This is a genomic window from Spirosoma harenae (assembly GCF_054776975.1).
This window is the reverse complement of the sequence record NZ_BAAHBD010000013.1, coordinates 1-21,258: the sequence shown is the minus strand read 5'-3', so window position 1 is coordinate 21,258 and position 21,258 is coordinate 1. Positions and strand designations below refer to the sequence as shown.

The 21,258-nt window shown below is 45.6% G+C and carries 22 protein-coding genes, 6 tRNA genes and 1 rRNA gene; 19 read left to right on the top strand and 10 right to left on the bottom strand.

What is annotated here, in order from left to right:
• The first annotated feature begins 117 nt into the window (after positions 1-117).
• The 10 genes from ACYVE4_RS18670 to ACYVE4_RS18625 all read left to right on the top strand — a co-directional run bounded on the left by ACYVE4_RS18670 (position 118) and on the right by ACYVE4_RS18625 (position 2,699).
• Positions 118-510: a hypothetical protein gene (locus ACYVE4_RS18670; RefSeq protein WP_461041712.1), complete on the top strand. Its 393-nt coding sequence runs from the start codon at positions 118-120 to the stop codon at positions 508-510.
• Complete coding sequence (locus tag ACYVE4_RS18665) at positions 503-997, top strand: hypothetical protein (RefSeq protein ID WP_461041711.1); 495 nt, start codon at positions 503-505, stop codon at positions 995-997. The genes ACYVE4_RS18670 and ACYVE4_RS18665 overlap by 8 nt, the downstream gene beginning before the upstream one ends.
• Positions 987-1,364, top strand: coding sequence for a hypothetical protein (locus ACYVE4_RS18660; RefSeq protein WP_461041710.1), 378 nt, complete (start codon positions 987-989; stop codon positions 1,362-1,364). Before ACYVE4_RS18665 ends, ACYVE4_RS18660 begins: the two co-directional genes overlap by 11 nt.
• Complete coding sequence (locus ACYVE4_RS18655; protein ID WP_461041709.1) at positions 1,361-1,630, top strand: hypothetical protein; 270 nt, start codon at positions 1,361-1,363, stop codon at positions 1,628-1,630. Before ACYVE4_RS18660 ends, ACYVE4_RS18655 begins: the two co-directional genes overlap by 4 nt.
• Before the next feature lie 135 nt (positions 1,631-1,765).
• Positions 1,766-1,999 carry a hypothetical protein gene (locus tag ACYVE4_RS18650; RefSeq protein ID WP_461041708.1) on the top strand — a complete coding sequence of 78 codons (234 nt, stop codon included), beginning with the start codon at positions 1,766-1,768 and terminating at the stop codon, positions 1,997-1,999.
• A gap of 222 nt (positions 2,000-2,221) precedes the next feature.
• A tRNA-Pro gene (locus ACYVE4_RS18645) sits at positions 2,222-2,293 on the top strand.
• A gap of 6 nt (positions 2,294-2,299) precedes the next feature.
• Positions 2,300-2,384, top strand: a tRNA-Tyr gene (locus tag ACYVE4_RS18640).
• Between the two features lie 77 nt (positions 2,385-2,461).
• Positions 2,462-2,533: transfer RNA gene (locus ACYVE4_RS18635), tRNA-Trp, on the top strand.
• A gap of 5 nt (positions 2,534-2,538) precedes the next feature.
• A tRNA-Gln gene (locus tag ACYVE4_RS18630) sits at positions 2,539-2,611 on the top strand.
• A 3-nt stretch (positions 2,612-2,614) separates the two neighbouring features.
• Positions 2,615-2,699 (top strand) — tRNA-Ser (locus ACYVE4_RS18625).
• A 42-nt stretch (positions 2,700-2,741) separates the two neighbouring features.
• Here ACYVE4_RS18625 and ACYVE4_RS18620 read toward each other — a convergent pair.
• Together ACYVE4_RS18620 and ACYVE4_RS18615 are read right to left on the bottom strand one after the other, a co-directional pair.
• On the bottom strand, positions 2,742-3,122 hold the full coding sequence (locus tag ACYVE4_RS18620) for a hypothetical protein (RefSeq protein WP_461041707.1): 381 nt from the start codon (positions 3,120-3,122) through the stop codon (positions 2,742-2,744).
• Between the two features lie 562 nt (positions 3,123-3,684).
• The gene (locus ACYVE4_RS18615) at positions 3,685-4,008 is read right to left on the bottom strand and encodes a hypothetical protein (protein ID WP_461041706.1); all 324 of its coding nucleotides are present in this window, start codon (positions 4,006-4,008) and stop codon (positions 3,685-3,687) included.
• Positions 4,009-4,121: 113 nt separating this feature from the next.
• Between ACYVE4_RS18615 and ACYVE4_RS18610 the strand changes: the two genes are divergently transcribed.
• The 4 genes from ACYVE4_RS18610 to ACYVE4_RS18595 all read left to right on the top strand — a co-directional run bounded on the left by ACYVE4_RS18610 (position 4,122) and on the right by ACYVE4_RS18595 (position 6,963).
• Positions 4,122-4,598: a LexA family protein gene (locus ACYVE4_RS18610; protein ID WP_461041705.1), complete on the top strand. Its 477-nt coding sequence runs from the start codon at positions 4,122-4,124 to the stop codon at positions 4,596-4,598.
• Positions 4,582-5,868 (top strand): Y-family DNA polymerase, encoded by a 1,287-nt coding sequence (locus ACYVE4_RS18605; RefSeq protein ID WP_461041704.1) that lies wholly within the window; start codon positions 4,582-4,584, stop codon positions 5,866-5,868. The genes ACYVE4_RS18610 and ACYVE4_RS18605 overlap by 17 nt, the downstream gene beginning before the upstream one ends.
• A 13-nt stretch (positions 5,869-5,881) precedes the next feature.
• On the top strand, positions 5,882-6,058 hold the full coding sequence (locus ACYVE4_RS18600; RefSeq protein WP_461041703.1) for a hypothetical protein: 177 nt from the start codon (positions 5,882-5,884) through the stop codon (positions 6,056-6,058).
• Between the two features lie 203 nt (positions 6,059-6,261).
• Positions 6,262-6,963, top strand: coding sequence for a hypothetical protein (locus tag ACYVE4_RS18595; RefSeq protein ID WP_461041702.1), 702 nt, complete (start codon positions 6,262-6,264; stop codon positions 6,961-6,963).
• Here ACYVE4_RS18595 and ACYVE4_RS18590 read toward each other — a convergent pair.
• From ACYVE4_RS18590 to ACYVE4_RS18570, 5 genes are all read right to left on the bottom strand, one after another.
• Positions 6,873-7,268 carry an HNH endonuclease gene (locus ACYVE4_RS18590; protein ID WP_461041929.1) on the bottom strand — a complete coding sequence of 132 codons (396 nt, stop codon included), beginning with the start codon at positions 7,266-7,268 and terminating at the stop codon, positions 6,873-6,875. The genes ACYVE4_RS18595 and ACYVE4_RS18590 overlap by 91 nt on opposite strands.
• A gap of 229 nt (positions 7,269-7,497) precedes the next feature.
• Entirely contained in the window at positions 7,498-8,352 is an 855-nt protein-coding gene (locus ACYVE4_RS18585) for a DNA/RNA non-specific endonuclease (RefSeq protein ID WP_461041701.1), read from the bottom strand.
• 321 nt (positions 8,353-8,673) lie between these two features.
• A tRNA-Gly gene (locus tag ACYVE4_RS18580) sits at positions 8,674-8,746 on the bottom strand.
• A gap of 44 nt (positions 8,747-8,790) precedes the next feature.
• The gene (gene bioA / locus ACYVE4_RS18575; RefSeq protein WP_461041700.1) at positions 8,791-10,062 is read right to left on the bottom strand and encodes an adenosylmethionine--8-amino-7-oxononanoate transaminase; all 1,272 of its coding nucleotides are present in this window, start codon (positions 10,060-10,062) and stop codon (positions 8,791-8,793) included.
• Between the two features lie 43 nt (positions 10,063-10,105).
• Complete coding sequence (locus ACYVE4_RS18570) at positions 10,106-10,618, bottom strand: KdsC family phosphatase (protein WP_461041699.1); 513 nt, start codon at positions 10,616-10,618, stop codon at positions 10,106-10,108.
• Between the two features lie 47 nt (positions 10,619-10,665).
• Between ACYVE4_RS18570 and ACYVE4_RS18565 the strand changes: the two genes are divergently transcribed.
• The 3 genes from ACYVE4_RS18565 to ACYVE4_RS18555 all read left to right on the top strand — a co-directional run bounded on the left by ACYVE4_RS18565 (position 10,666) and on the right by ACYVE4_RS18555 (position 13,999).
• A complete protein-coding gene (locus ACYVE4_RS18565; protein ID WP_461041698.1) occupies positions 10,666-12,054 on the top strand; it encodes a methyltransferase RsmF C-terminal domain-like protein in 1,389 nt (462 codons plus the stop codon).
• Complete coding sequence (locus tag ACYVE4_RS18560; RefSeq protein ID WP_461041697.1) at positions 12,051-13,103, top strand: alpha/beta hydrolase; 1,053 nt, start codon at positions 12,051-12,053, stop codon at positions 13,101-13,103. Before ACYVE4_RS18565 ends, ACYVE4_RS18560 begins: the two co-directional genes overlap by 4 nt.
• Positions 13,104-13,180: 77 nt before the next feature.
• Positions 13,181-13,999: an enoyl-ACP reductase FabI gene (locus ACYVE4_RS18555; RefSeq protein WP_461041696.1), complete on the top strand. Its 819-nt coding sequence runs from the start codon at positions 13,181-13,183 to the stop codon at positions 13,997-13,999.
• Between the two features lie 74 nt (positions 14,000-14,073).
• Here the strand turns inward: ACYVE4_RS18555 and ACYVE4_RS18550 are convergent, their stop codons facing one another.
• Positions 14,074-15,096, bottom strand: coding sequence for an alkaline phosphatase D family protein (locus ACYVE4_RS18550; RefSeq protein WP_461041695.1), 1,023 nt, complete (start codon positions 15,094-15,096; stop codon positions 14,074-14,076).
• Between the two features lie 244 nt (positions 15,097-15,340).
• Between ACYVE4_RS18550 and ACYVE4_RS18545 the strand changes: the two genes are divergently transcribed.
• On the top strand, positions 15,341-16,183 hold the full coding sequence (locus tag ACYVE4_RS18545) for a nuclear transport factor 2 family protein (RefSeq protein WP_461041694.1): 843 nt from the start codon (positions 15,341-15,343) through the stop codon (positions 16,181-16,183).
• Between the two features lie 76 nt (positions 16,184-16,259).
• On the opposite strand, the gene ACYVE4_RS18540 is transcribed toward ACYVE4_RS18545, so the two are convergent.
• Positions 16,260-19,370, bottom strand: a complete 3,111-nt coding sequence (locus ACYVE4_RS18540) for an AAA family ATPase (RefSeq protein WP_461041693.1) — start codon at positions 19,368-19,370, stop codon at positions 16,260-16,262.
• Positions 19,367-20,593: a metallophosphoesterase family protein gene (locus ACYVE4_RS18535; RefSeq protein WP_461041692.1), complete on the bottom strand. Its 1,227-nt coding sequence runs from the start codon at positions 20,591-20,593 to the stop codon at positions 19,367-19,369. The genes ACYVE4_RS18540 and ACYVE4_RS18535 overlap by 4 nt, the downstream gene beginning before the upstream one ends.
• Positions 20,594-21,168: 575 nt before the next feature.
• Here ACYVE4_RS18535 and ACYVE4_RS18530 point away from each other — a divergent pair.
• Positions 21,169-21,258, top strand: a 16S ribosomal RNA gene (locus tag ACYVE4_RS18530); the annotation flags it as partial.

Genomic DNA, 21,258 nt, shown 5'->3' with positions numbered 1-21,258 from the left:
AGTATTGTAATTAGAAAGCGGATGAAGTCCATCCGTTAGACATGGAGAACCCCAACGCTGTAAACTTCTCAGGGTCTGCGCGTTGGGGCCATGTGAACCAAATAACCGTTAGTTAAAATGATCACGGAGCAAAACTACGTGGGTAGGGGCACTTTTGCAACTACCCGACCTCATCCCGCCCAACAGGGCCATGTTACACCACTTCCTGTCGAAAAGAAGCCCTTCGATTCGGCTAGCCCTCAGGCCAACCTGCAACAGATTCAGCAGGAGCTTGTAGCCCAGATTAGCGCTTATGCTCAAGAGTACAGCCCGGTACCGCTGCTTAACGAAATTATTGTGAGCTGGCTCCACAATCCCTTTCAACAGGCTCAGGACGAAAAGATGAAGAACAACCTCAGGCTGCTGTTGAACCTGACCTCCTTTCTGGTGGAAATCAAGGAAACCTATCAGACCTACGAGTTCTATCTGGACCAATGGAATCAGGGCAAGGAGGGCCAAGGCAATGATTAAGCTATTTAATCCCAATTTCAAATTTCGCTCACGAGCCAGTCAGCCAGTGCTTATTTTTAATGGTAGAGGTCGTCGTAGGGAGCCCAAACCGCCAACGTTTGAAAGTCCGACTTATAAACCTAAGAAGCGTTACTATACCTCTCTGTGCCAGCAGCCATTTAGTGTGTATTTTGACTTCCAGCCAAAGCACAAGCATCGAACCAGTGTTGGTTACGTAACCTTCGAGATTTCTGTGGCAAAACGACGGTATGGCCCTTATTTAACAAACATCTGGACGACGACAAAAACGTTTCAAAACCGCCGTTGGATTAAAATTACAAAAGAGTCCCTTGTTGTTCAGGAAACGATTTTAGCCATTTTGGAAAAGCTAGAAGAGGGATGGGCTGCTTACGATCAACAGGGCGAGCCGATAACAGGCGAAATGGTACTGGCTGCATCGGGCTTACAGGAAGTCAAAGGCGAGGGAGGGCTTCATTATGCTATTTGATTTCTGTATCGAGCGGGCCAAACTAACCGAGTACTGTTTCCGGTTTTGCGAAACTCCCCACGAAGGGCCACCCGTTGAACTTCCCTGCGCCGAAGGGGAAGTCAAACTATGGCTCTTTGTGAACGGGCAGTGGTCAGGCCCTCATGCTATGGGACTTTCCTGCAAGCGAGGAGCCTTTGCCGAACACTCCTCCGAGTTGATAGGACCGGATCAATGGGCACTTAGGGATGCGATCTACGAATGCAAGTATCGGCTGATGGATGTTCAGCGGTGTCTAGAAACTGAGGGCAAACCAGTAACAGGTAAGAAACTCATGGAGGCATACCGGCAGCGGTATCCACTCGCTGAAACTGTTCTGTGCTTATGACGCTGTTTAATCGAGACCCGTATAGTTGTCACGATGCGAGTGAGTTGCAGCAGTGGGTAGCCATGCTTCAGGAGATGTTACTGGCTCAAAAGGAAATCAGTCGCTTGTCGCGTGAACAGGGAGACCTGCTCAAACTGGCCAATCAGGATCAGGGTGATCAGCTGGAGTGTTTACAGCAGCAGGTGAAGCTGCTTCGTCAGCGTCTGGATCAGTACGAGGTGGCTTTCTCGGCTGAGTATCACAACCATGTCAGGAGGTTGAATTGAAACTGGAATGTGCTCGGTGAATACAAGACGCTGGCTCTGGAAGGGGCTGGCGTTTTGTACTTAGCTGTCAAATAGTGATGAAAGTGGTAAAAGTGCAGGCTGAAAAACATTCTTTTTTCTTACCTATCTTCGGGGATGGAAATCACGCCTGCCCTCCTAATGTACCTCGGCTTTACGGCAGCTCCGGATCGATTAGATACGTACGACTACAAGGGTATTACAGGGAGGTTGGTAGAAGCTACGGGTGAGTTCTACTTTCGTGGCTTCTCATTGCCAATAACCAGTGAAGTGGACTTACGTTTCCAGCTGATGCTGATCGATTACCATCCGGATGAATCGCTACCTTCGTTTGATGTGTCGTTGAATTAGCCTTGACTCAACTCCCTCAGGTTAAGGATGGAGTGTACGAATTTGGAAATGTGAAATGTGTTATATTACCTTTGTGCCATGAACACGATGATTCAATATCAACCCCAACCAAGTAGCTGTCAGTATTGGCACGCTAGGGGTATGACTATTGAGTAAAGTTCAACGACTTTTTCTATAGAAAGCCCCTATCGATGCAAAACCGGTAGGGGCTTTTTCATTTCCAGAGTAGTGGTGCAGTGGTAGCATACTTGGTTTGGGACCAAGGGGTCGTCGGTTCGAATCCGGCCTACTCTACAATATTGGCGCTCGGCAACGTGGGAGAGTTGCAGCAGACTGTAAATCTGTTCCTTCGGGTGAGGGGGTTCGAATCCCTTAGCGCCAACCAATGCCTAGTAACCCATGTGGCGTGGGAACTGTCTGCAAAACAGTCGGATTCGGTTCGATTCCGAAACTAGGCTCTATACATCTGTCGTCCAGTGGCTAGGATAGCGGTCTCCAAAACCGTTGACGGGCGTTCGAATCGCTCCAGGTGTGCATATTGTCCTGTAGCTCAGTTGGCAGAGCGCCTGAATTTGGCTCAGGAGGTCGTAGGTTCGAACCCTGCCGGGACAACATAGAGAGATGCCAGAATGGTTAATGGAACAGCCTGCTAAGCTGTGGTCGGGTAACTGACTTCTGGGTTCGAGCCCCAGTCTCTCTGCTAAAAAAAGCGAAACGCCCCGGCTTGTGGTCAGGGCGTTTTTTAATTAAGGACTTTACGTTTTGTACGGCGCCTGCGAAGCTTACCTAAATCTTCCTGATGCAACTTTTGCTCGTCTAACAATGCTTGCTTTCTGGTAGGCGATAGCCTTGGCGTCTCAATTTGCCTTTGAAGGCTTTCTATATAGCCAGAAATGCGGCTCTCATCTTTATTATCTTCATAGTTTTTAATCCAGTAAACAACCACCCTTGAGACAATCAAACCGATTAATGGCGCAAAAATTCGGATGAACTTAGGCCACATATCATGCGCTTCTCCAGCATATTCAGATGCCGTAATGAACGCCATCGTAACTGATACATCAAGAGAAGTTTTAAGATTATCCGGTTTAGGTGTGGTGTCTTCAGTTGGCTGCTCACTCATTATTAACTATGTAATACACCGTGGTGCGGCTCATCGTGCGCACGCGAAAAACTTACCGAAGATCGGTTTGATTTACTTTCTTTTATTTTTTCTGCATTCGAACGTTTTTGTGCCTGGAATCGCTTGCTACTTTCATTTCTTGATCGCCGGATCATCAATACTATTACGTAAGCACTCACGGCAACCGATCCAATTAGCACAATCAAATTAATTAGTGCTGAAGTCTCCATGTTTTTTGTGTTTACTGAGTGGTTGCATAATTCTTCCTCAAGAATGATGCCCTAAATAAACGAAAGATTCACAAATTCAGTTTACTTTTTTTTGGATTAATCCACTAAAGGGGCAAGGTCTTCGGCTATTAAACGTTGTACTATTCCAATAAAATACGAATTCACCGTTTTCTGACTTTGTTTAATCAATACCATTTATTATATTAATTATACGCGCGCGTGCGTGAGAGCCCTCAATATGACTATCTCAAGTTGTACTACTACTGTAAGGGAGTGATTAATACGGAGTTAGCTTTACTTAACGGTAGGCTCTTACTAGGTTTTTTCCCGCATTACCCAGCCAGTCGTAGATCCAGCGCCAGCTTTACAACCGGCGGCATATCGAAATACATCCAGGCGTCTTCCTCCACGACAAACACGGTGATCAATAGCGTCTTTTCCCCCAGACAGTCTGGATCATCAATTTGCCGCATTTGCGGGATATTGGCGATAATGTATACCGGCCAGAATACCGGATCACCGATCCCGTTACCAACGTGAATGGGTTGACCATAGCAGTAGCTGGGAAATTCACTAACAGGGATATCATCGTGAATCTGAACCGTTTTTTGCCGCGATGGGTCGGTATAGCAGAGTAATCGGATGTAGAAATTCATAGACTGAAACGTATTTGTTGGACAGGCAAAAGCAGCCACAAAGTATGTTTTACTTGCAACATATATAACAATTTAATTATACTAGCGATTCATTCCACGGATTTGACACCACTATGACGAAGATCGCTGACAACCTTGATCCGATTCCGCCTGAAAACATCTACAAAGTGGACGCTTCGCGCCGGACGTTAATTCCGCTTTACGGTTCATCGGTTCAGGCTGGTTTTGCTTCTCCAGCCGAAAACTACATCGAAGCCAGACTCAACTTGCAGGACCTCTGCGTGGGCGATGTGGATATGACTCATTTTGTCAAAGCCACAGGTGAGAGTATGATTGGCGATTACATTTTCCCTGGCTCCATTCTGGTCGTGGATTCAACCATTGAGGTGATAACAGGCAAAGTTATCGTAGCCTCTATCGATGGCGATTGGTGCGTCAAACGCTTTGTCGATGAGGGGAATACAATCAAGCTGGAATCCAGCAACCCCAGGTACCAACCGATCTATATTCCTAAGCCCCATACGCTTGAAGTGCTGGGCGTGGTCACCTACATCGTATCAAAGCCGCCTAAGTATGTACGCCCTAGTTGACGCGAACTCGTTTTACTGCTCGGTTGAGCGCAGTTTTCATCCAGCTTTGACGGGCAGGCCTATCATTGTGCTCAGCAATAGGGACGGCAATGTGATTGCCCGCAATGCCGAGGCTAAGGCCTTAGGCATTAAAATGACGGGGTATTACTTTGAAATCAAAGAGCAGATCGAGCAGTATAATGTAGCCGTGTTCTCCTCCAATTACCCGCTTTATGGCGACGTGTCGGCACGACTGATGAGCTGCCTGGCGAAGTTCGTCGAGGACGTAGAAGTTTACTCAATTGACGAAGCGTTCCTGCTGGTTGATGACAGCTATGATCAGTATTATCCGTCCTATCAGGGGCTGGGTGAAACGATCCGGACGAAGGTTAAACAGTGGCTCAGGCTACCTGTCTGCGTAGGGTTTGGCCCCACAAAGACACTAGCGAAAATGGCCAATAAGCTGGCCAAGCAAAACCTAGATTTGAACGGGGTTTGCGTACTGGATACACCTGAAAAGATCAGCCAGGCCTTAGCGGACTTTCCGGTTGAGGACATCTGGGGAGTAGGGCATAAGTCCGCATCAAAACTGAAACGATTCGACATAAAAACAGCGGCTCAACTGCGGGATGTACCCGATGACTGGATACGCGAAAAAATGACTGTGAATGGGGTTCGTATTGTCTATGAACTTCGGGGTAGACCCTGTAAGCTATTAGACGTCAATCAGCCCCCCAAGAAGTCGATCTGCACCGAACCCGGCTTTGGCGAAGTAACGCCCAGCCTGGAACAGGTTGAAGATGCGCTCACTTACCACTTATCTAGGATCTGTGAGAAACTACGCAAACAGAATAGTATGGCGGGCTGTCTGACGGTCTATTTACGAACCAATCCGCACCGCAAAACGCCTAGGAACGGGCTACCCAGCAAGCAGTACAGCAATACCCGAACGGTACGTTTGCCCCATCCGACCAGTTCTACCCCTGAACTACTCCAGTATGCGGTTGCTGCCTTACGAGGTATTTTCTCCTTTGGCTACCACTACCTAAGGGTAGGGATTATGCTGACTGATCTGGTGCCGGAAGACTACCGGGAAACGGCTCTGTTTACTAGTGGCCCCAATGAGAAAGCCCTAAAACTAGCTCACGTAGTTGACAAGCTGAACTACCGCTATGGAAAGGATAAACTTCGTCTGGCTTCTCAGATGCAGAATCCGGAGTGGCCTATGAAACCTAAATACCTGTCTCCCTGCTACACGACGCGGTGGGACGACATTTTAACCGTCAAATAAACCTCTACATCCAATGACTCAGAATGAACGCGCTCAGGTATGGGCTAGAAAAGATCAATTAACGAAAGCACTTAACGAACTGTCGGATACCGACAACCGATCCAAAGGGCATATCAAAGAGGAGATTGAATCCTGTAATCAGGCCCTGGTGCATGACAACTTTGAGCTTATGGCGCATGATGAGGAGTAAAACACCCTACTAAAAACGGGAAAAAGACGGTGTGAAAATGGGTGTTTTATCTGTAGCATGCTAGCAGTATAGGCGAGTGGGTTACTGCTTTTTCAGCGAATAGAGAAATACGTTTAATTTTTATTTCAATTTGACACCGCCCTGAAAAACCGGCCTGGGGAATGAACTGGCGATAGAGAACAAATCTAAACCTAAACTTTATAATGGGAAAAAAACCTAAGATTTCTGTCAATAAGTTGGGTGAGTTCGTAACAGCTACTTCAATACGGCAAAAAAGTATTGTTAAAGATCAGTCAGCAAAAAGACCACCTGGCATCAAAGCGTTTCGATACACGGAAGCCAGAGCAACCTGCGTACGCTATTTTACCGAAAGTTTCGATGTGTCAATAATTGATAAATCAATAGAGGATCTGAAGAAAAAAATACTTAAGAATAAGCATGACCAAAACGATCAACAAGCCTCTATTGAATCGCTCAATGAATTAAAGAATATAGATTTAAGTCATTTTGAGGGACTAAGTTTTTCGTCGTTTTCAGGCAAGGGGATAATGGATATTAACGGCGTTGATGTGAGCGTACAACCAGATTTAATTCTGAGGGGCGAATACAAAAAGAAAAAAGTAATCGGTGCTATTAAATTTCACATTAAGAAAACCGAAATACTTAAACCCAGATCACAGGCGGTTATTGCTACTATTTTACAGCAATTTATTGATAAGCACGTTAAAGCAGAGGAGGAAAAGGCGGTACACAACCTAATGTTTTCGGTTGATATTTTCGGCGGCTCAATCGCAGCTGCTCCTAAATCTCAGGCTCAGATTTTGACAAACGTAGATGCCGCTTGCTGGCTGTATAAACTAATCTGGCATTCACTGGAAGATTCAGAAGAACCCTTAGCGACATGACAGGGGACACACAAGGTTTGAAAATTGTCTAAATCGCAGTAGCCGCCCCCTTTATAAACAGGGATAATATGATCAGCGTGCCAAATTTGGTGGACTTCTCCGCAGTGGGCGCACACACCTTTATCACGATCAAACACTTGTCTTCGAATCTCGCGTGTGTCCCCCTTTACCAACAGATAGATGTCAAGTGCTCGTTCCTGGCACTTCTCTGAAGTCCAGCGCGTCTGTCTACCCGTTAACAGCTTACCGCATCCGCAGGCACATAAGCCATTATTTACCACTGGAAATAAATGATCCAGTGTCATGCCTGTCTGATACCTTTTATAGGGGTCTGGTGCAAACATGCCTATTGACTGTTTTCTTCTGAGGGAAAAGATAGTTTTTTTAAATGGGGCAACAAATATAATATACTTGAAACATATATGCTACACTTTTATGATCACATTTTTAGTAACCATAATGCCTATGATAAGCCCTCCGCTCCCCCTATATAAATCCCCTACACTAAACGTAGTCATTCGCAAGCTACGATATCTATAGAGTGATTTGATCAACCCTAGCCTCAACCATCTTCTGCACACTCTCCGGCACGTTCGACAGCAAATCATACCCAGTTTGCTTTTCTACTTCATCTACACTCACCCGGTAGTTTCCCCATGACTGCTCACCTACTGCATTCGTATTACCCATCCAAACCGCAATAACCCGCGTCTGCGCGTTGATCCTATTCACATCATCTGAACCTACGGGCAGTACTACAATCACCTTCCACAGAGCAGCAGGAACCGTTAGCTTTCCACTGGCTATACTATTAGCTTTACCATTATCTCCTTCACCCCCTTTGCCATAAGTACCAGCAATGATATACAATTCATTGCCCTGAGTGACTAGATTCCGGCAATACTCTTCTAATCGAAGCCAGGACTGCCGGTTAAGCTGAGGTGCCTGAGGCACAATGTTGGTCAGAATGAACGTAGTTTTATTCTCCTCATCAGATCCATCTCGATCATCCGATGGACAGAGGTGGCCACGGTCAAAACCCGTATTGGTGTAGTCGCTGTGCTTTGCCTGAAAGAAGGTGGTAGGCAAACTCTGATCAGGAATGAAATTGCCTGTGTAACGCAACGCTGATCCTTTCCAGGCTGCTGATAGGTGCCAGCTACACCAGTTGGCAATACCTGTTGAGTTGTTATAGGAGAGTGAATACGTTGGCCGGGAAATTAGGTAAGCGTTGGGACTGGACTCGGATGCTCTAGCCCCATCAGGATTACCCAGAGCCATGTTCTCGTCACGAGTAGGCGTAGTATCACTTGTGATGGATGGCTTTTTACACTGGCTGAGCGAGAAGAGCAGAAATAAGCTAAATATTAGTTGGACTGAGTGCTTCATAACAGGTTGAGTTATCTGCCCAAATTTAGGCCGATTTTTGGGTGGCAAGGTGGTAAACTCCTATATAGGGCCTTTACCATTACCAGCCAGAAAAAGTGCATTAGTGCACCTCATCAGAATCGATTATTTGCCGAAAAAATAATTTTTGAATCGTACAGGCGATTCTCAGGCGTTGTAATCTGTCAGATTAGATGGCTTATAAGTAGTCAATAGCAACTTAATAAAAGTTGTACCTAGCGTTGTACCTATACACCTTTCTTCAATGAAAAAAGCCGATTAACCTTTCGGCTAACCGGCTCATTCTCATGTGTGTATGGGTCGAGCGGGAAATGGGTCTCGAACCCACGGCCTGCAGCTTGGGAAGCTGCCGCTCTACCAACTGAGCTACTCCCGCTTATACTAACAAAGTTGATAGATTAAAGTCAAAATATCAAGTAACTAAAGAGTTGATAGTAGAGATTCTACTTGTTCGTAGGCATACATCAATTGCTCATCGGTTGTGCAATATGGGGGCATGATATATAGTACATTCCCTAACGGACGCATAAGAATACCTCGCTCCAATAAGAATTGATAAGCTACATCACGGATGTTGTTAAAATAAGACGTTTGCTGACCAACACTTAGGTCGAACGCGAGTAAGGTACCATGTTGCCGAATGTTGCTAACAGTTGAATAAGTTGCCAGCCGACGCGCAAAATCTGAATGATTTTTTGAAATACGCTGAATATTGGCTTGTGTTTCAGACTGTAGCAATAAATCCATACTGGCTAGAGCCGCTGTACAGGCTAATGGATTTGCCGTAAAGGAATGACCATGAAAAAGCGTTTTGAATTTGTCCTCAGAAAGGAAAGCGTCATAAATGGCTTTCGTACAAGTTGTTACACCTAGGGCCATTGTGCCGCCTGTTAACCCTTTCGACAGACACATCAAGTCTGGTTTTTCTAATAAATATTCGCTGGCGAAAAGCTTGCCAGTGCGGCCGAAACCCGTCATCACTTCGTCGGCAATGATTAGCGCGCCTTTACTTCGGGCTAATTGAAATAACTTATTGAGGATTTCCGGCTCATACATGACCATTCCGCCTGCACCTTGTACGAGAGGCTCTGCAATAAACGCAGCGGTTTCGGCTGTAAATAAGGCTTCGGCTCGTTCCAGAACAGCGGCTTCCTGGCCAGGTATGGGCGTGGGTAGAAAATCAACATCGAACAAGAACGGAAAGAATGGCGCAGTAAAGGCACTTCGCTCACCGACGGCCATTGCGCCAAATGTATCACCGTGATAGGCGTTTTCCAGCGCAACAACTTTTCGGCGGGGCTGGTCAAGATTGTGCCAATATTGAAAAGCCATTTTCAGTGCTACTTCGACGGCCGTTGACCCATTATCAGAATAGAAAATTTTGGACTGATTTTGAGGCAGAATAGTGAGCAAACGTTCGGCTAATTCGACGGCTGGCTGATGGGTAAAGCCTGCGAAAATGACGTGTTCGAGTGTATGTAATTGTTCCGATATGCGTTGGGCAATATAAGGATGAGCGTGTCCGTGTATATTGACCCACCACGACGAAACCATATCCAGATATTCCTGGCCATCAGCTCCATAAAGAATCGATCCTTCTCCGCGTACGATGGGTATTGGTAATGGAGCTGTCTGCATTTGCGTGAACGGATGCCAGATAACGGCCTGGTCACGTTCTGCTAAATCATTCATGTAACGTTAAGTCTTGTCAATAAAAAATAATGAAAAGATGGGACTAGAGAACCCATTTACCCTGAGCGCGCATCACTTGCTCAATTACGTCGCGAACAGCACCATATCCCCCGGCTTTCGGAGAAATATAATCGCTGACAGACTGAATTTCGTCGATGGCATCGGCCGGACAGGTACTGAGTACGGTTGGTCGACTTAAGATCGTGTAATCGGGAAGATCGTCGCCCATGTAGAGTGTTTCGACTTCGTTTAGCCCATCGCGGGTGAGGTAGCCCAGGTAAGCGTTCACTTTTTGGTTGGAAGGGCCGCCCATGAAGATATCCGTGACATTCATGTTCATCAGCCAGTTACGGACGCCGTCTGCATTCGATGCCGATAAAATACCCACCCGAAAACCCGCTTTTAGCGCCTGTTCAATCGCGTAAATGTCCCGAATGTTTACCGTTCGGAAACGTTCGCCAGAAGCTAAGAGATTGACGCTTCCATTCGTCAGAACACCATCGACATCGAAAATGAATGTCTTGATTTGTGCGAACCGATCTTGTAGTGCTTCCATACTGCAAGTTTAGTGAAAACCGGGCGACTGTTCCGTATTTTTGTCGAATGAATCCTACTGATCTGCCTCTGGCATTTCGCGAACAGATGCAGGTGCAACTGGCAGCGGAGTTTCCTGATTTCCTGAATGCCCTAGCTGAACCAGCTCCTGTCAGTATTCGTCTGAATCCGCGTAAAGCTGTTTATGACACAACTGATCTGAGCCCGATTCCGTGGTGTACCGACCCATCTGTTCGGGGTTATTACTTGTCTGAACGGCCTAGTTTTACCCTCGATCCGTTGTTTCAGGCTGGTGCGTATTACGTTCAGGAAGCTTCGTCCATGTTATTGTATGAAGCGCTAAAGCAATCGGTTAATCTGGCTCGTCCGTTGCGGGTGTTGGATTTGTGTGCAGCACCAGGCGGAAAAAGCACCTTATTAGCTTCAGCTTTGACTCCCGAAAGTTTACTGATTTGCAATGAAGTAATTCGAAGCCGAGTATCGGTCTTGCGCGAAAACCTGGAGAAATGGGGCTACTCCAATGTGGTCGTTACGAATCATGATCCGGAAGACATGACCAATCTGGCCGGATTTTTTGACGTGGTTGTGGTCGATGCGCCTTGTTCGGGCGAAGGGCTGTTTCGGAAAGATCCTGATGCTGCGGAGGAATGGTCGGAAGATTCGGTTCAGCTATGTTCGTCCCGGCAAAAGCGGATTCTGGCTGCGGCTGCTCCGCTGTTGGATGAAGGGGGAATACTCATTTTCAGCACTTGTACGTATAATGATTCGGAGAATGTAGAGAATGTTCGTTTCCTGACCGAAAATGGTTTTCGAAATCGTCCGTTGGTTTTTCCCCAGGATTGGCAGATTGTTGAAAAGTATGTGGATAACTCTGTTGGCTATCAATGTTATCCACATCGTGTTCGGGGTGAAGGCTTTTTTATTAGTGTATTTAAGAAAACGACGTTTACACCGGCTGTAAAATTAGATGCCCGTACGTTCCGAAGTATTCGGGCCTTACGTCCGCGTGAAACTGCAGCGGCCTCCAACTGGCTGCAAAATCCAGCTGATTTTTCATTCTGGGAAAAGCCTAATGGTGACGTGATGGCGCTTCCAAAATCGCTGGAGAAAACGTTTCTGTTTCTGGATAGTGCCCTAAAGCAAAAAGGGTTTGGGCTGGAAATGGGGCAATTTAAAGGACAGGATTTTATTCCGTCGCACGCACTGGCGCTCAGTACAGATATCAACCAGAAATTGCCAGCTATTGAACTTAGTAAAGAAAATGCGTTACGGTACTTCAAGAAAGAAAATCTACTACTTGATGAACCCGTAAAGGGTTGGCTACTAGCGCAATATAAGGGCCTGAATCTGGGTTGGATGAAAGGCGTTGGGAATCGGGTGAATAACTATTTACCGAAAGACTGGCGTATCCGAATGGATATAAAAGAATATGTATGAAACGGGTTTTGACGGTTACAGGTGTGATGTTGGCCATTCTCTTTATTGGGTTTCTGGTAGGTCCGTCTGTTCATTCAGATCCAGTGAAAGTCGGTGATTTTTCGCTCGATCTGGATGCCAGCCATGTTGATCCAGTTCAGGTAGAGGAACAGATTGCTATCTACGAAGGCAAAGCCAACGTTCGACCGGATAACGAAGCCCGGATTGTATGGGCAGATAGTTTGCATAAGGTTAAACCCCCATACAGTATCGTCTATATTCCCGGTTTTTCGGCAAGCTGGGCCGAGGGCGATCCCGTTCATAAGCAGATTGCGAAGCATTTTGGCTGTAATTTATACCTCGCCCGTCCGGCAGAACACGGCATTAATTCACCTGATGCGTTTAAAGAAATCACTCCGGCAAATTATGCTGAATCAGCAGAACGGGCATTGGCAATCGGAAAAGCGCTGGGCGATAAAGTGATTTTGATGGGAACATCGGCAGGAGGGATGCTATCGCTTTACCTGGCCGCTCACCACCCTGAAATTGACGGATTAATTCTGTATTCACCCTGCATTGCCGTAGCAAATCCGGCCTTGAAACTATCAACTGGTCCTTGGGGTAAACAGATTGTCGGTTTGATTTTTAAAGACGAACACCTGATTAATACGCATTACAGTGGCGAACGCGCCCGTTATTGGCTACCGCAATATCACACCAACGGTCTATTTACCTTGCAAACCATGATCGACGAGTATATGAAACCAGAGTTGTTTCAGAAGGTAAAACAGCCGGTGTTTATGGGCTATTATTATAAGGATGAGGATCATCAGGACAACGTTGTTTCAGTGCCCGCAATGCTGGAGATGTTTGACGAATTAGGCACGCCTACGGATAAAAAAGAGAAAGTTGATTTCCCGAATGCGGGTGCTCACGTAATTGCTTCTCATTTTACATCGAAGGATTTACCCGGTGTTTATCAGGCCACTGAAAAGTTCATGGAGACTGTCTTAAAATTGCCCGTTACGCCGGTTACAATAGTTGAAGTAGCTCATCCCCAGAAAAAATAACCTAACTTTGACGACTTAATGAAGGCTGAACAAACCATAATTCACGCTTCATAAGTCCTTATATCCAATTAATAAATATGGCTTACGGATTATTAAACGGAAAACGCGGCATCATTTCCGGTGCCTTAGATGAAAACTCGATTGCCTGGAAAGTCGCGCTGAAAGCGAAAGAGGAAGGGGCTATTTTCACGCTGACAAACGCACCCATTGCCATGCGTATGGGCGCGATCAAGCAACTGGCCGACGAATGCAATGCTGAAATAATTCCGGCCGATGCAACGTCGGTAGAAGACCTTGAAAACCTGTTCACCAAATCGCAGGAAGTACTGGGTGGCAAAGTTGATTTTGTGTTACACTCGATCGGCATGAGTCCAAACGTCCGCAAAGGCAAAGCGTATACCGACCTGAATTACGAGTGGTTTAAACAAAGCATCGACATTTCGGCGATGTCGCTCCATAAAATGCTGCAAACGGCGTATAAACTCGATGCAATTAATGAGTGGGGATCGGTTGTTGCCTTAACGTATATGGCGGCTCAGCGAACCTTCCCCTTCTATAATGATATGGCCGATGCTAAAGCGGTTCTGGAGTCGATTGCCCGGAGCTTTGGTTATCAATATGGTAAATATCGGAACGTTCGTGTTAACACAGTTTCGCAATCGCCAACACCAACGAAAGCTGGAAGTGGCATCGGCGGCTTCGACAAATTCTTCGAATTTGCCGATAAAATGGCTCCACTGGGTAATGCAACCGCAGCGCAGTGCGCCGATTACGTTGTTACGCTCTTTTCCGATTTAACGCGCATGGTAACCATGCAAAACCTCTTCCACGACGGCGGTTTCTCCATGACTGGTATTTCGGAAGAAGTGATGGATTTAGTTACGAAGCAAGAGTAACCTCACGGCAGCGGCCGACCGTCCCCAACCGAATCGTAGGACTGCCCCTCTCCTAAAACAGGAGAGGGGCTTTTTTAAAATTTGATTTCCTGCGTCAAATAGGTTGCTCGATTATCGCCGTTGATGCGGACGATGGCGGTTAGCGGCTTTGCCTGCCAATCAATTGTAATCAGACCGTAATTAAGTTCAGAAACCATCTTGCCGACGCGATGACGATTGGCTTCTTCGTGGGGCGCTGAAACGTGCGTAAGTCCGCTGCTGGTAATGTCATATAGCTCGTAAGATAATCCCGACACCGTTACTTTGGATACTTCAGCCATGTGCCGATCGCCACTGATTAGGAAAGCGCCTTTTGGTTTTGTTTTGCCCAATAAGTCCAGCAATCGTTTTCTAGCGGTGGGGAAATTAGCCCATTTCTCATATACATGTTCTTCCGGAAGAACCTGAACACCGCTACCAATAATATGGATATCAGCGTCGGAATTGGCCAGCTGGCCTTCCAGCCATTGCCACTGCGCTTCGCCTAGCATATCGCCTGTAGGGTCTGGCACGTTTCGCTTGCTCTCTTTCTTTAATGGATCGCGGAAATAACGGGCATCCAGCAGAATCACTTTTACGCGCTGGCCTTTTGGCCCGTAGCTATGCGCTGAATACGCACCTTCCTGTTTCCGTAATGGACTGTCGGCAGGCTCATCCAGAAAATCCAACATAACCTGCTGACTTTCTTTTCGTTTTGGATATTCTTTACCGCCATCGTTAACGCCATAATCGTGGTCGTCCCATACACCAATAATCGAAGCCGACTGACGCAATTGCTGGTAAACGGGGTTCGATTTTTGCGTATTGTATTTGGCGCGTAGCGTATCCATATTCTCCGAATCGCCGTAGATATTATCACCTAGCCAAATCCAGACATCCGGTTTAGTGGCAACAATATCATCCCAAAGCGGCTGCGGAAGGCTCTGCCGGCTACACGATCCAAAAGCGATCGTTGTAATAGGTTTCTGGTTTTGGAGCGCATTCGAGTCTGGCTTAGAAGTGCGACAGCCTATAATGGCCAGATTGCCCAAAAGACCCAGTATAATTAGTTTTTTCATCAGACTAATGGAATGATTTACGAGCCGGTAAAAGTAAAAATGTTAGCTGATTTCTTGCAGGATTTCGAGATTTGTTAATTTTGCCCCACTGAAAATTCTCATTACATATCACTGACCTGCGCCGAATCGCTACCTGTTTTACGGTAGACTAGTTCGGCACGTACTGCGCTCGTCAAATTAGCGCATTCAGCTTTCGTATTGGCTGAATAGTAGGTCTTTCTCTCACTTGTAATTTTTTATACCGATGAAATTTTGCCATTTCATCATGGGCGCGATTTGCCTGATCGGCCCTCTCATTTTGTCGTGTTCCAAAACGACGACTAAACAGACAATTCACAACATGCAGATCATGCAACAGGAAACGATAAATAAATCCATTATTCTGGATTTTTACCGCCGGGCAGTTGCTCAGGGTGATATTGCCTTTGCCGAACAAATTATAGCCGATGATTACATACAGCATAGTTTGATGGTAAAACCGGGCAAAGCAGGTTTGCTCGAGGCACTAAGCTATATGAAGCAAATGCCCAAACCAGCAAACCCAGCAAAACCCTTTATGCGGCTAATTGCTGAGGGGGAATATGTTGTCACGAATATGAGTTTTGGTTGGGGTGACAAACAGAAAGCGGTTGTCGATTTATTTCGAATGCAGGATGGTAAGGTAATTGAGCACTGGGATGTTATCCAGGATCAGCCAGAAACGACGCTAAATGGAAATGCGTTCATGAATGGCTCAATGCCATTGGAAGATGCCGCGCTAACGATAGAGAATAAAGCAATTGCGACGGATTTCTGTCAACAGATTTTCGTTGATCGCCAACTCGACAAGTTGCCCGATTTTGTTGCTCCCGATTTAATTCAGCACAACCCCGAAATTGTCAATGGAGTATCTGGACTAAAAGATTATTTAGGGCAGCAAGCAGAATTTTCCATTGAAAAGGTACAGCGAATTATTGCTGAAGGTGATTTTGCCGTTGTTCAATCCGAAGGGAAATGGCATCAAAACCCAGGCTTGTTTTACGATATTTTTCGGCTAAGTGAAGGAAAAATAGTAGAGCAATGGGGAGTAAAACAAACTATCCCCTAGAAACCGAATTATCCCGTAAAAGCGAAAGTAATTCCCCTCTCCTAAAACAGGAGAGGGGCTAGGGGTGAGGTGAATTTTACTCCTCCCAACTCCGTATAATCCGGCTTCCATTTTCCGTCGCTTCGGCCCGGATGTAGGTATCGACTTCCTGCTGCAATTCTTCGACGTGTGAAATAATACCGACAATTCGATTTTCAGAACGCAGCGATTTGAGGGTTTTGAAGACTGTTTGCAGAGAATCTTTATCGAGTGTACCGAAACCTTCATCCAAGAAAAACAAATTTTGTTTGGCTTTGGTCAGGTGCTGAATGTTGTCGGATAGGGCTAATGCCAGCGATAAGGCCGCCTGAAATGTCTGACCGCCTGAGAGGGTTTTCACACTTCGGACTTCTCCGCCGTTCAGGAAATCGCGAACCTGGAAGTTATTTTTATCGTCTAATTCAAGCTTTAACTGATTGTTCGTCAGCTTGAAAAAGCGATCATTAGCCGACTCGCAAAGGTTTTTCAGATAAACAGACGAAACGTAATTGACGAAGCCCTGCGCCCGAAACAACTCATCCATTTTCTTCAAATCCTGCCGACGCAAATCCAATTCATCGTATCGTTTCTGATGCGCTTGCTTTTCGGCCCATTGGCGTTTCAGATTCGTCAGAATATTCGTGAGTTGGCCAAACTCTTTGTTTAAATCATCTTTCTGTTTGCGAAGAGCCGTGAGCTGACTTTGTATAGTAGCTAATGCCTTCGCATCAAATGGAAATTGCGTTAATTCAGCTTCCAGATCAGTGATCTGTTTTCGTAAACCCGTACATTTTTTATCGTAATCATTAATACGGGATCGCTCCTGATCGATATCTACATTGCTTTGCAAGACCTTTTCGACGATGTCGCGAGCTAACTTTTGTTTGACCAGATTTTGAGAGATAGATGCCTCAATACTTTGGCTATCAATACTTAAATCAGCTAATTGATTTCCTAATTGCTGGAGTTGTTCCTGAAGTGAAGCCCGTCGTTTTTCAGCATTAGATTTCTGTGCGTCGGCGGTCTCGAAATTCGTTTTGGTTAACTCATAGGTTTGCGTCAGCGAACCCCGTAAGTCAGCGATTTGCACTAAGTCCCACTGCTCAACTTCGGCAAAACGGTAATATTCCAATGAACCAATCTCCGTTTTTAATTGGCCATTCAAACCGGCAATGTCTGTATCGAAGGTGTTTAATGTTTGAGTTTCTGTGTACTGTTCCGCTTCAATGGCTTCGATTTGACTATTCAATTCCTGAACAGCTTTTTGGCTGCTTTGTAGATTATGTCGCTGTTCGCGCTGTTGCCGAATTACGTCGGTCAATTCGTGTTCTCGCTCTTTGTCAAATTCTTGCCAAACGAATTTATCCTCATGTTCAGTCAGTTGCTGGACGATAGCTGTTCGATCCTGAATCAATCGCTTGCCATTATCCAGCGTTCCCCGAAGTTCTTTTTCCAGCCCTTCGATTAATAGCCGTAACGCTGTAGCCTCATCGATTTGTTTATCGGTTGAATCCAGAGCACGTTTGTGGTTTAGAACCTCTTGTTGTATTTTCTCAAAATCTGCCTTATCCTGAGCTGAATTGTGTTTAGCTGGATGATGTTCAGAGCCGCAGAGGGGGCAAGGAGTACCCTCAGTTAGAGATTCTATAAAACGACTAAGTTCCTGTTTGACAATCGCTTTCTGATGCGCTTTTTCGTAATCTTTTCGACTCGATTTTAACTGAACCAAGCTAGTGTCAATCTGTCTTGGTAAGGTTTTGAGCGTCAGATCAGCCCATTCTTTTGGGAAACCTTCCAGTGATTTATCTTTTCGTAGTTTTATATCCGCTATAGTAGTTTCATATTCAGCATATTGCCTTTGTAAGTCGTCAGCTTGTTTTTTTAGGGGCCGATAGACTGCAAACCAATTTTCAATCTGATACAGACGCTCTAATTCTGACGATTGCCCAAACGATCCCTCAATGAGCGCCTGATGCTTTTTCCGTTCGGTTTTATGCGCATCAATCGTTTTGGTTAACTCCTCGATGCGATTCGCTACGTGCTGACGGTTCTTTTGCTGTAATCCAACCGCTTCCTGTAGCGTCCTGATTGTTTGAACGTTATCCAGTTCATCTATCTGTTTTTGCAATTGCCCCCGGCTTTCAAATGCTCGTTTAGTAGCTTCATATACCGACTGAAGGCCCAGTACCTGGCTGGTTATTTCCGCTAATTGCTCTGCCGCTTTCTTTTCTGCCTGTTGCAGACCCGTTTTCTTATCCTGTAACTTGCGCAAATTCACCAGATCGCTCTGAAATATGAGTCGGCAGGTTTCATATAAAGAAACCGTTTGTCGAAGTTGCTGATAGGTAGGCTCCTGTGCTTGTAATACGTTCCATTCGCGTTGCAGATTGACTAACGCCTGAGCCTGCGTTTGAGAATGGACTAATCGTTGCTCGTCAGTTACCAATAGGTCAATCTCTCTTTCTTTTGTCCGAACAGCATCAAGCGTTGAAGCAATATTGTTCTCGGCTTGTGTAATAACCTCTGGCGTGACGGTTTCTAACGGAGCCATCAAACCACGTAATTCCGCTAGTTGATTATCATTACTTGCACTTAGTTTCTTAACCCGACCCGCTAAATCATACTGCTCCAGTTTAAAAAGCTGATTCATCATCCCGGTCCGCTCTGTGGGGCTGAGTTCCAGGAACTCGCGAAACTGGTTCTGAGGAATGATGATCGTCCGCTTGAAATTCGGGTAGTCCAGACCCAAAATCTGCTTCGACAGAACGGCAATATCTTCTTTCTCATTCGAGAGCGGAGTCCAATCATTACCCTCCCGAACAAACATACGTCGTTCACCAGGACCGATTTCCTGATGCTTTTTAGGATGACGTTTGGCTTCGTAAATAAATTTATAAATCTGCTGATCTGGCCCGGCCTGAAATTCGAAATCGATCTGTAGCCGATTTGATTTCAGATTCATCATATTATACTGACGATTATCACGACTATTTAAACGTTCCGTCTCGCCGTACAATGCAAAACTAATCGCTTCCAGCAAAGAGGTTTTACCACTACCAACCTTTCCGAATATGCCGAATACATTCGATCCAGTCAGTCGTTGGAAGTCAATTACTTGGGTATCCTGATATGAATAAAGGCCTTGAATGGATAATTTAATAGGGATCATTCAGGTTCGGTAGCTAAAATTTCCCGAAACAACTGTTGCAATCGCTCGTTAGGTTCCTGCCCTTTATTTCGGCTTTTGAAATAATTCGCAAAGAGCGTATCCATACTTTGCGTGAGATCAATTGTAGGGGCAGTCACTTGCTCAGGCTCATCAGCCGGGCGCACATCAGGAATAATGGTTACCAACGATTGATGGGCCTGTTGAAGTTGTCGTCGTTCTTCGCTGGTTAAATATGTAGTTGTTTGTAACGTGATTTCTGGATAGCAATTCGGATTTTGCGAAAGCCATTCAACCGCTTCGTCGACACGTTTAAACCGCGGACGCAAGAGTCGTTTACCTGTTGTCAATGGAATTGGCCTTACCGTTGCCGGTTGACCGGGCTCAACATCAACCAGAACGACATACTTCTGTTGATCCGCTTCTGCAAAACTATATGCCAGCGGACTACTGCTATACACCACCGGACAAGGTCCACCATCTATTGTTTGAAAGCGATGCAAATGCCCCAAAGCAGCGTATTGCACCTGAGGAGGAATCATATCTGTATACATCACCGACGCGCCCCCTACTTGCAAAATACTTCGCTCATCGTCTGATTCTTCAGGCTGCTCACCACCGCGTTTCATCATAAATAGATGCGCCATCAGCAGATTGATGCCTTTGTCATTCATGTATTTATCAGCCAGATGTACCCAATGGTTTTGCAAGCTTTGGCGAAGCTCATTGTCAAGGTTTATCATCCCGAAATAAGCCTGCATTCGGGTCTCGTTGGCGTAAGGCGTAAGAATAATGCGTACCGGAGCCTCATGGTGAGCTACTTTCAGTTCAATAAAACCAGAAGCCGATTGAAGTAATTTAGCTTCACAGCTTATTGGATACTGACGAATTTCTGTTTTGGGAAATCCAGCAAACAGAATTCCGCACTCGCGACCAAAATGATCCTGCGCTTCAATGCGATCAGGATTGTCGTGATTCCCCGCCACTACAACGACTGGCCTATGACCATTTGCCGTCAAGTCTTTTAGTGTACTATATAATAAGTCCTCTGCTTTTGGATCAGGATTAAATGTGTCGAACAAATCCCCAGCTATCAAAACCAAATCAGGCTCTTCACGATCAGCTATTTGTATGATTTCTGCTAAAACATCACGTTGTTCCTGAAGTCGCTGAAAATCCTGAAGCCGCTTTCCCAGATGCCAATCGGCTGTATGTAGTATTTTCATTGTGTAAGGTCGCACTACTTTTTTGCGACAAAAGAAAGATGCAATATAACTCATCGTCCTTGTTTGATCATTGCCAGCGTCTTTTAAAGTATACTTTCTCACTGAAACAAAGCCGGTAACTAGCATTCAGGAAAAAAGTTAAAAATATTTTTTAGGCCTAACTAGACCACAGTCAGCTACTTAAGTGAATTGTGAATTTGAGCTATTCAATTATTTTTGGATGGGGTCTTGACAAGGGTGAAAAAGCTCCCTACCTTTGCAGTCCCAAATCGAAAGAAACAGGGCTACTAATAGAGCTAACCACTTGACTAGTAGACAGTTAAGGCTAACATTCTGAAAATCAACACCAAAAAATATTTTCAGATTTAACTTGACAAACCAGAAATAAAGCGTACCTTTGCAATCCCAAATCGAAAGAGCGGGTAGCACGAGAAGAAACGTAGACTTCTCACCACGCTGAACCAACGGGTTCCGGCGATGAGTTCTTTGACAAACTGGCAGCATAACAACACAACCTGGCTGAGTTCGCTCAGCGGTTATAACATCGTGGAAGTTTAGCTTTCACACAATTATTTACGATGGAGAGTTTGATCCTGGCTCAGGATGAACGCTAGCGGCAGGCCTAATACATGCAAGTCGAACGGGCCGCAAGGTCAGTGGCAAAC

Excerpts from the sequence above, each read along its gene's own strand:
- ACYVE4_RS18650 (WP_461041708.1), top strand. The coding sequence starts at position 1,766 with ATGGAAATCACGCCTGCCCTCCTAATGTACCTCGGCTTTACGGCAGCT.
- ACYVE4_RS18590 (WP_461041929.1), bottom strand. The coding sequence starts at position 7,268 with ATGACACTGGATCATTTATTTCCAGTGGTAAATAATGGCTTATGTGCC.
- ACYVE4_RS18545 (WP_461041694.1), top strand. The coding sequence starts at position 15,341 with ATGAAATTTTGCCATTTCATCATGGGCGCGATTTGCCTGATCGGCCCT.
- ACYVE4_RS18595 (WP_461041702.1), top strand. The coding sequence starts at position 6,262 with ATGGGAAAAAAACCTAAGATTTCTGTCAATAAGTTGGGTGAGTTCGTA.
- ACYVE4_RS18540 (WP_461041693.1), bottom strand. The coding sequence starts at position 19,370 with ATGATCCCTATTAAATTATCCATTCAAGGCCTTTATTCATATCAGGAT.
- ACYVE4_RS18535 (WP_461041692.1), bottom strand. The coding sequence starts at position 20,593 with ATGAAAATACTACATACAGCCGATTGGCATCTGGGAAAGCGGCTTCAG.
- ACYVE4_RS18585 (WP_461041701.1), bottom strand. The coding sequence starts at position 8,352 with ATGAAGCACTCAGTCCAACTAATATTTAGCTTATTTCTGCTCTTCTCG.
- ACYVE4_RS18555 (WP_461041696.1), top strand. The coding sequence starts at position 13,181 with ATGGCTTACGGATTATTAAACGGAAAACGCGGCATCATTTCCGGTGCC.
- ACYVE4_RS18570 (WP_461041699.1), bottom strand. The coding sequence starts at position 10,618 with ATGGAAGCACTACAAGATCGGTTCGCACAAATCAAGACATTCATTTTC.
- ACYVE4_RS18550 (WP_461041695.1), bottom strand. The coding sequence starts at position 15,096 with ATGAAAAAACTAATTATACTGGGTCTTTTGGGCAATCTGGCCATTATA.
- bioA (WP_461041700.1), bottom strand. The coding sequence starts at position 10,062 with ATGAATGATTTAGCAGAACGTGACCAGGCCGTTATCTGGCATCCGTTC.
- ACYVE4_RS18560 (WP_461041697.1), top strand. The coding sequence starts at position 12,051 with ATGAAACGGGTTTTGACGGTTACAGGTGTGATGTTGGCCATTCTCTTT.
- ACYVE4_RS18600 (WP_461041703.1), top strand. The coding sequence starts at position 5,882 with ATGACTCAGAATGAACGCGCTCAGGTATGGGCTAGAAAAGATCAATTA.
- ACYVE4_RS18620 (WP_461041707.1), bottom strand. The coding sequence starts at position 3,122 with ATGAGTGAGCAGCCAACTGAAGACACCACACCTAAACCGGATAATCTT.
- ACYVE4_RS18565 (WP_461041698.1), top strand. The coding sequence starts at position 10,666 with ATGAATCCTACTGATCTGCCTCTGGCATTTCGCGAACAGATGCAGGTG.
- ACYVE4_RS18665 (WP_461041711.1), top strand. The coding sequence starts at position 503 with ATGATTAAGCTATTTAATCCCAATTTCAAATTTCGCTCACGAGCCAGT.
- ACYVE4_RS18605 (WP_461041704.1), top strand. The coding sequence starts at position 4,582 with ATGTACGCCCTAGTTGACGCGAACTCGTTTTACTGCTCGGTTGAGCGC.
- ACYVE4_RS18610 (WP_461041705.1), top strand. The coding sequence starts at position 4,122 with ATGACGAAGATCGCTGACAACCTTGATCCGATTCCGCCTGAAAACATC.
- ACYVE4_RS18670 (WP_461041712.1), top strand. The coding sequence starts at position 118 with ATGATCACGGAGCAAAACTACGTGGGTAGGGGCACTTTTGCAACTACC.
- ACYVE4_RS18655 (WP_461041709.1), top strand. The coding sequence starts at position 1,361 with ATGACGCTGTTTAATCGAGACCCGTATAGTTGTCACGATGCGAGTGAG.
- ACYVE4_RS18615 (WP_461041706.1), bottom strand. The coding sequence starts at position 4,008 with ATGAATTTCTACATCCGATTACTCTGCTATACCGACCCATCGCGGCAA.
- ACYVE4_RS18660 (WP_461041710.1), top strand. The coding sequence starts at position 987 with ATGCTATTTGATTTCTGTATCGAGCGGGCCAAACTAACCGAGTACTGT.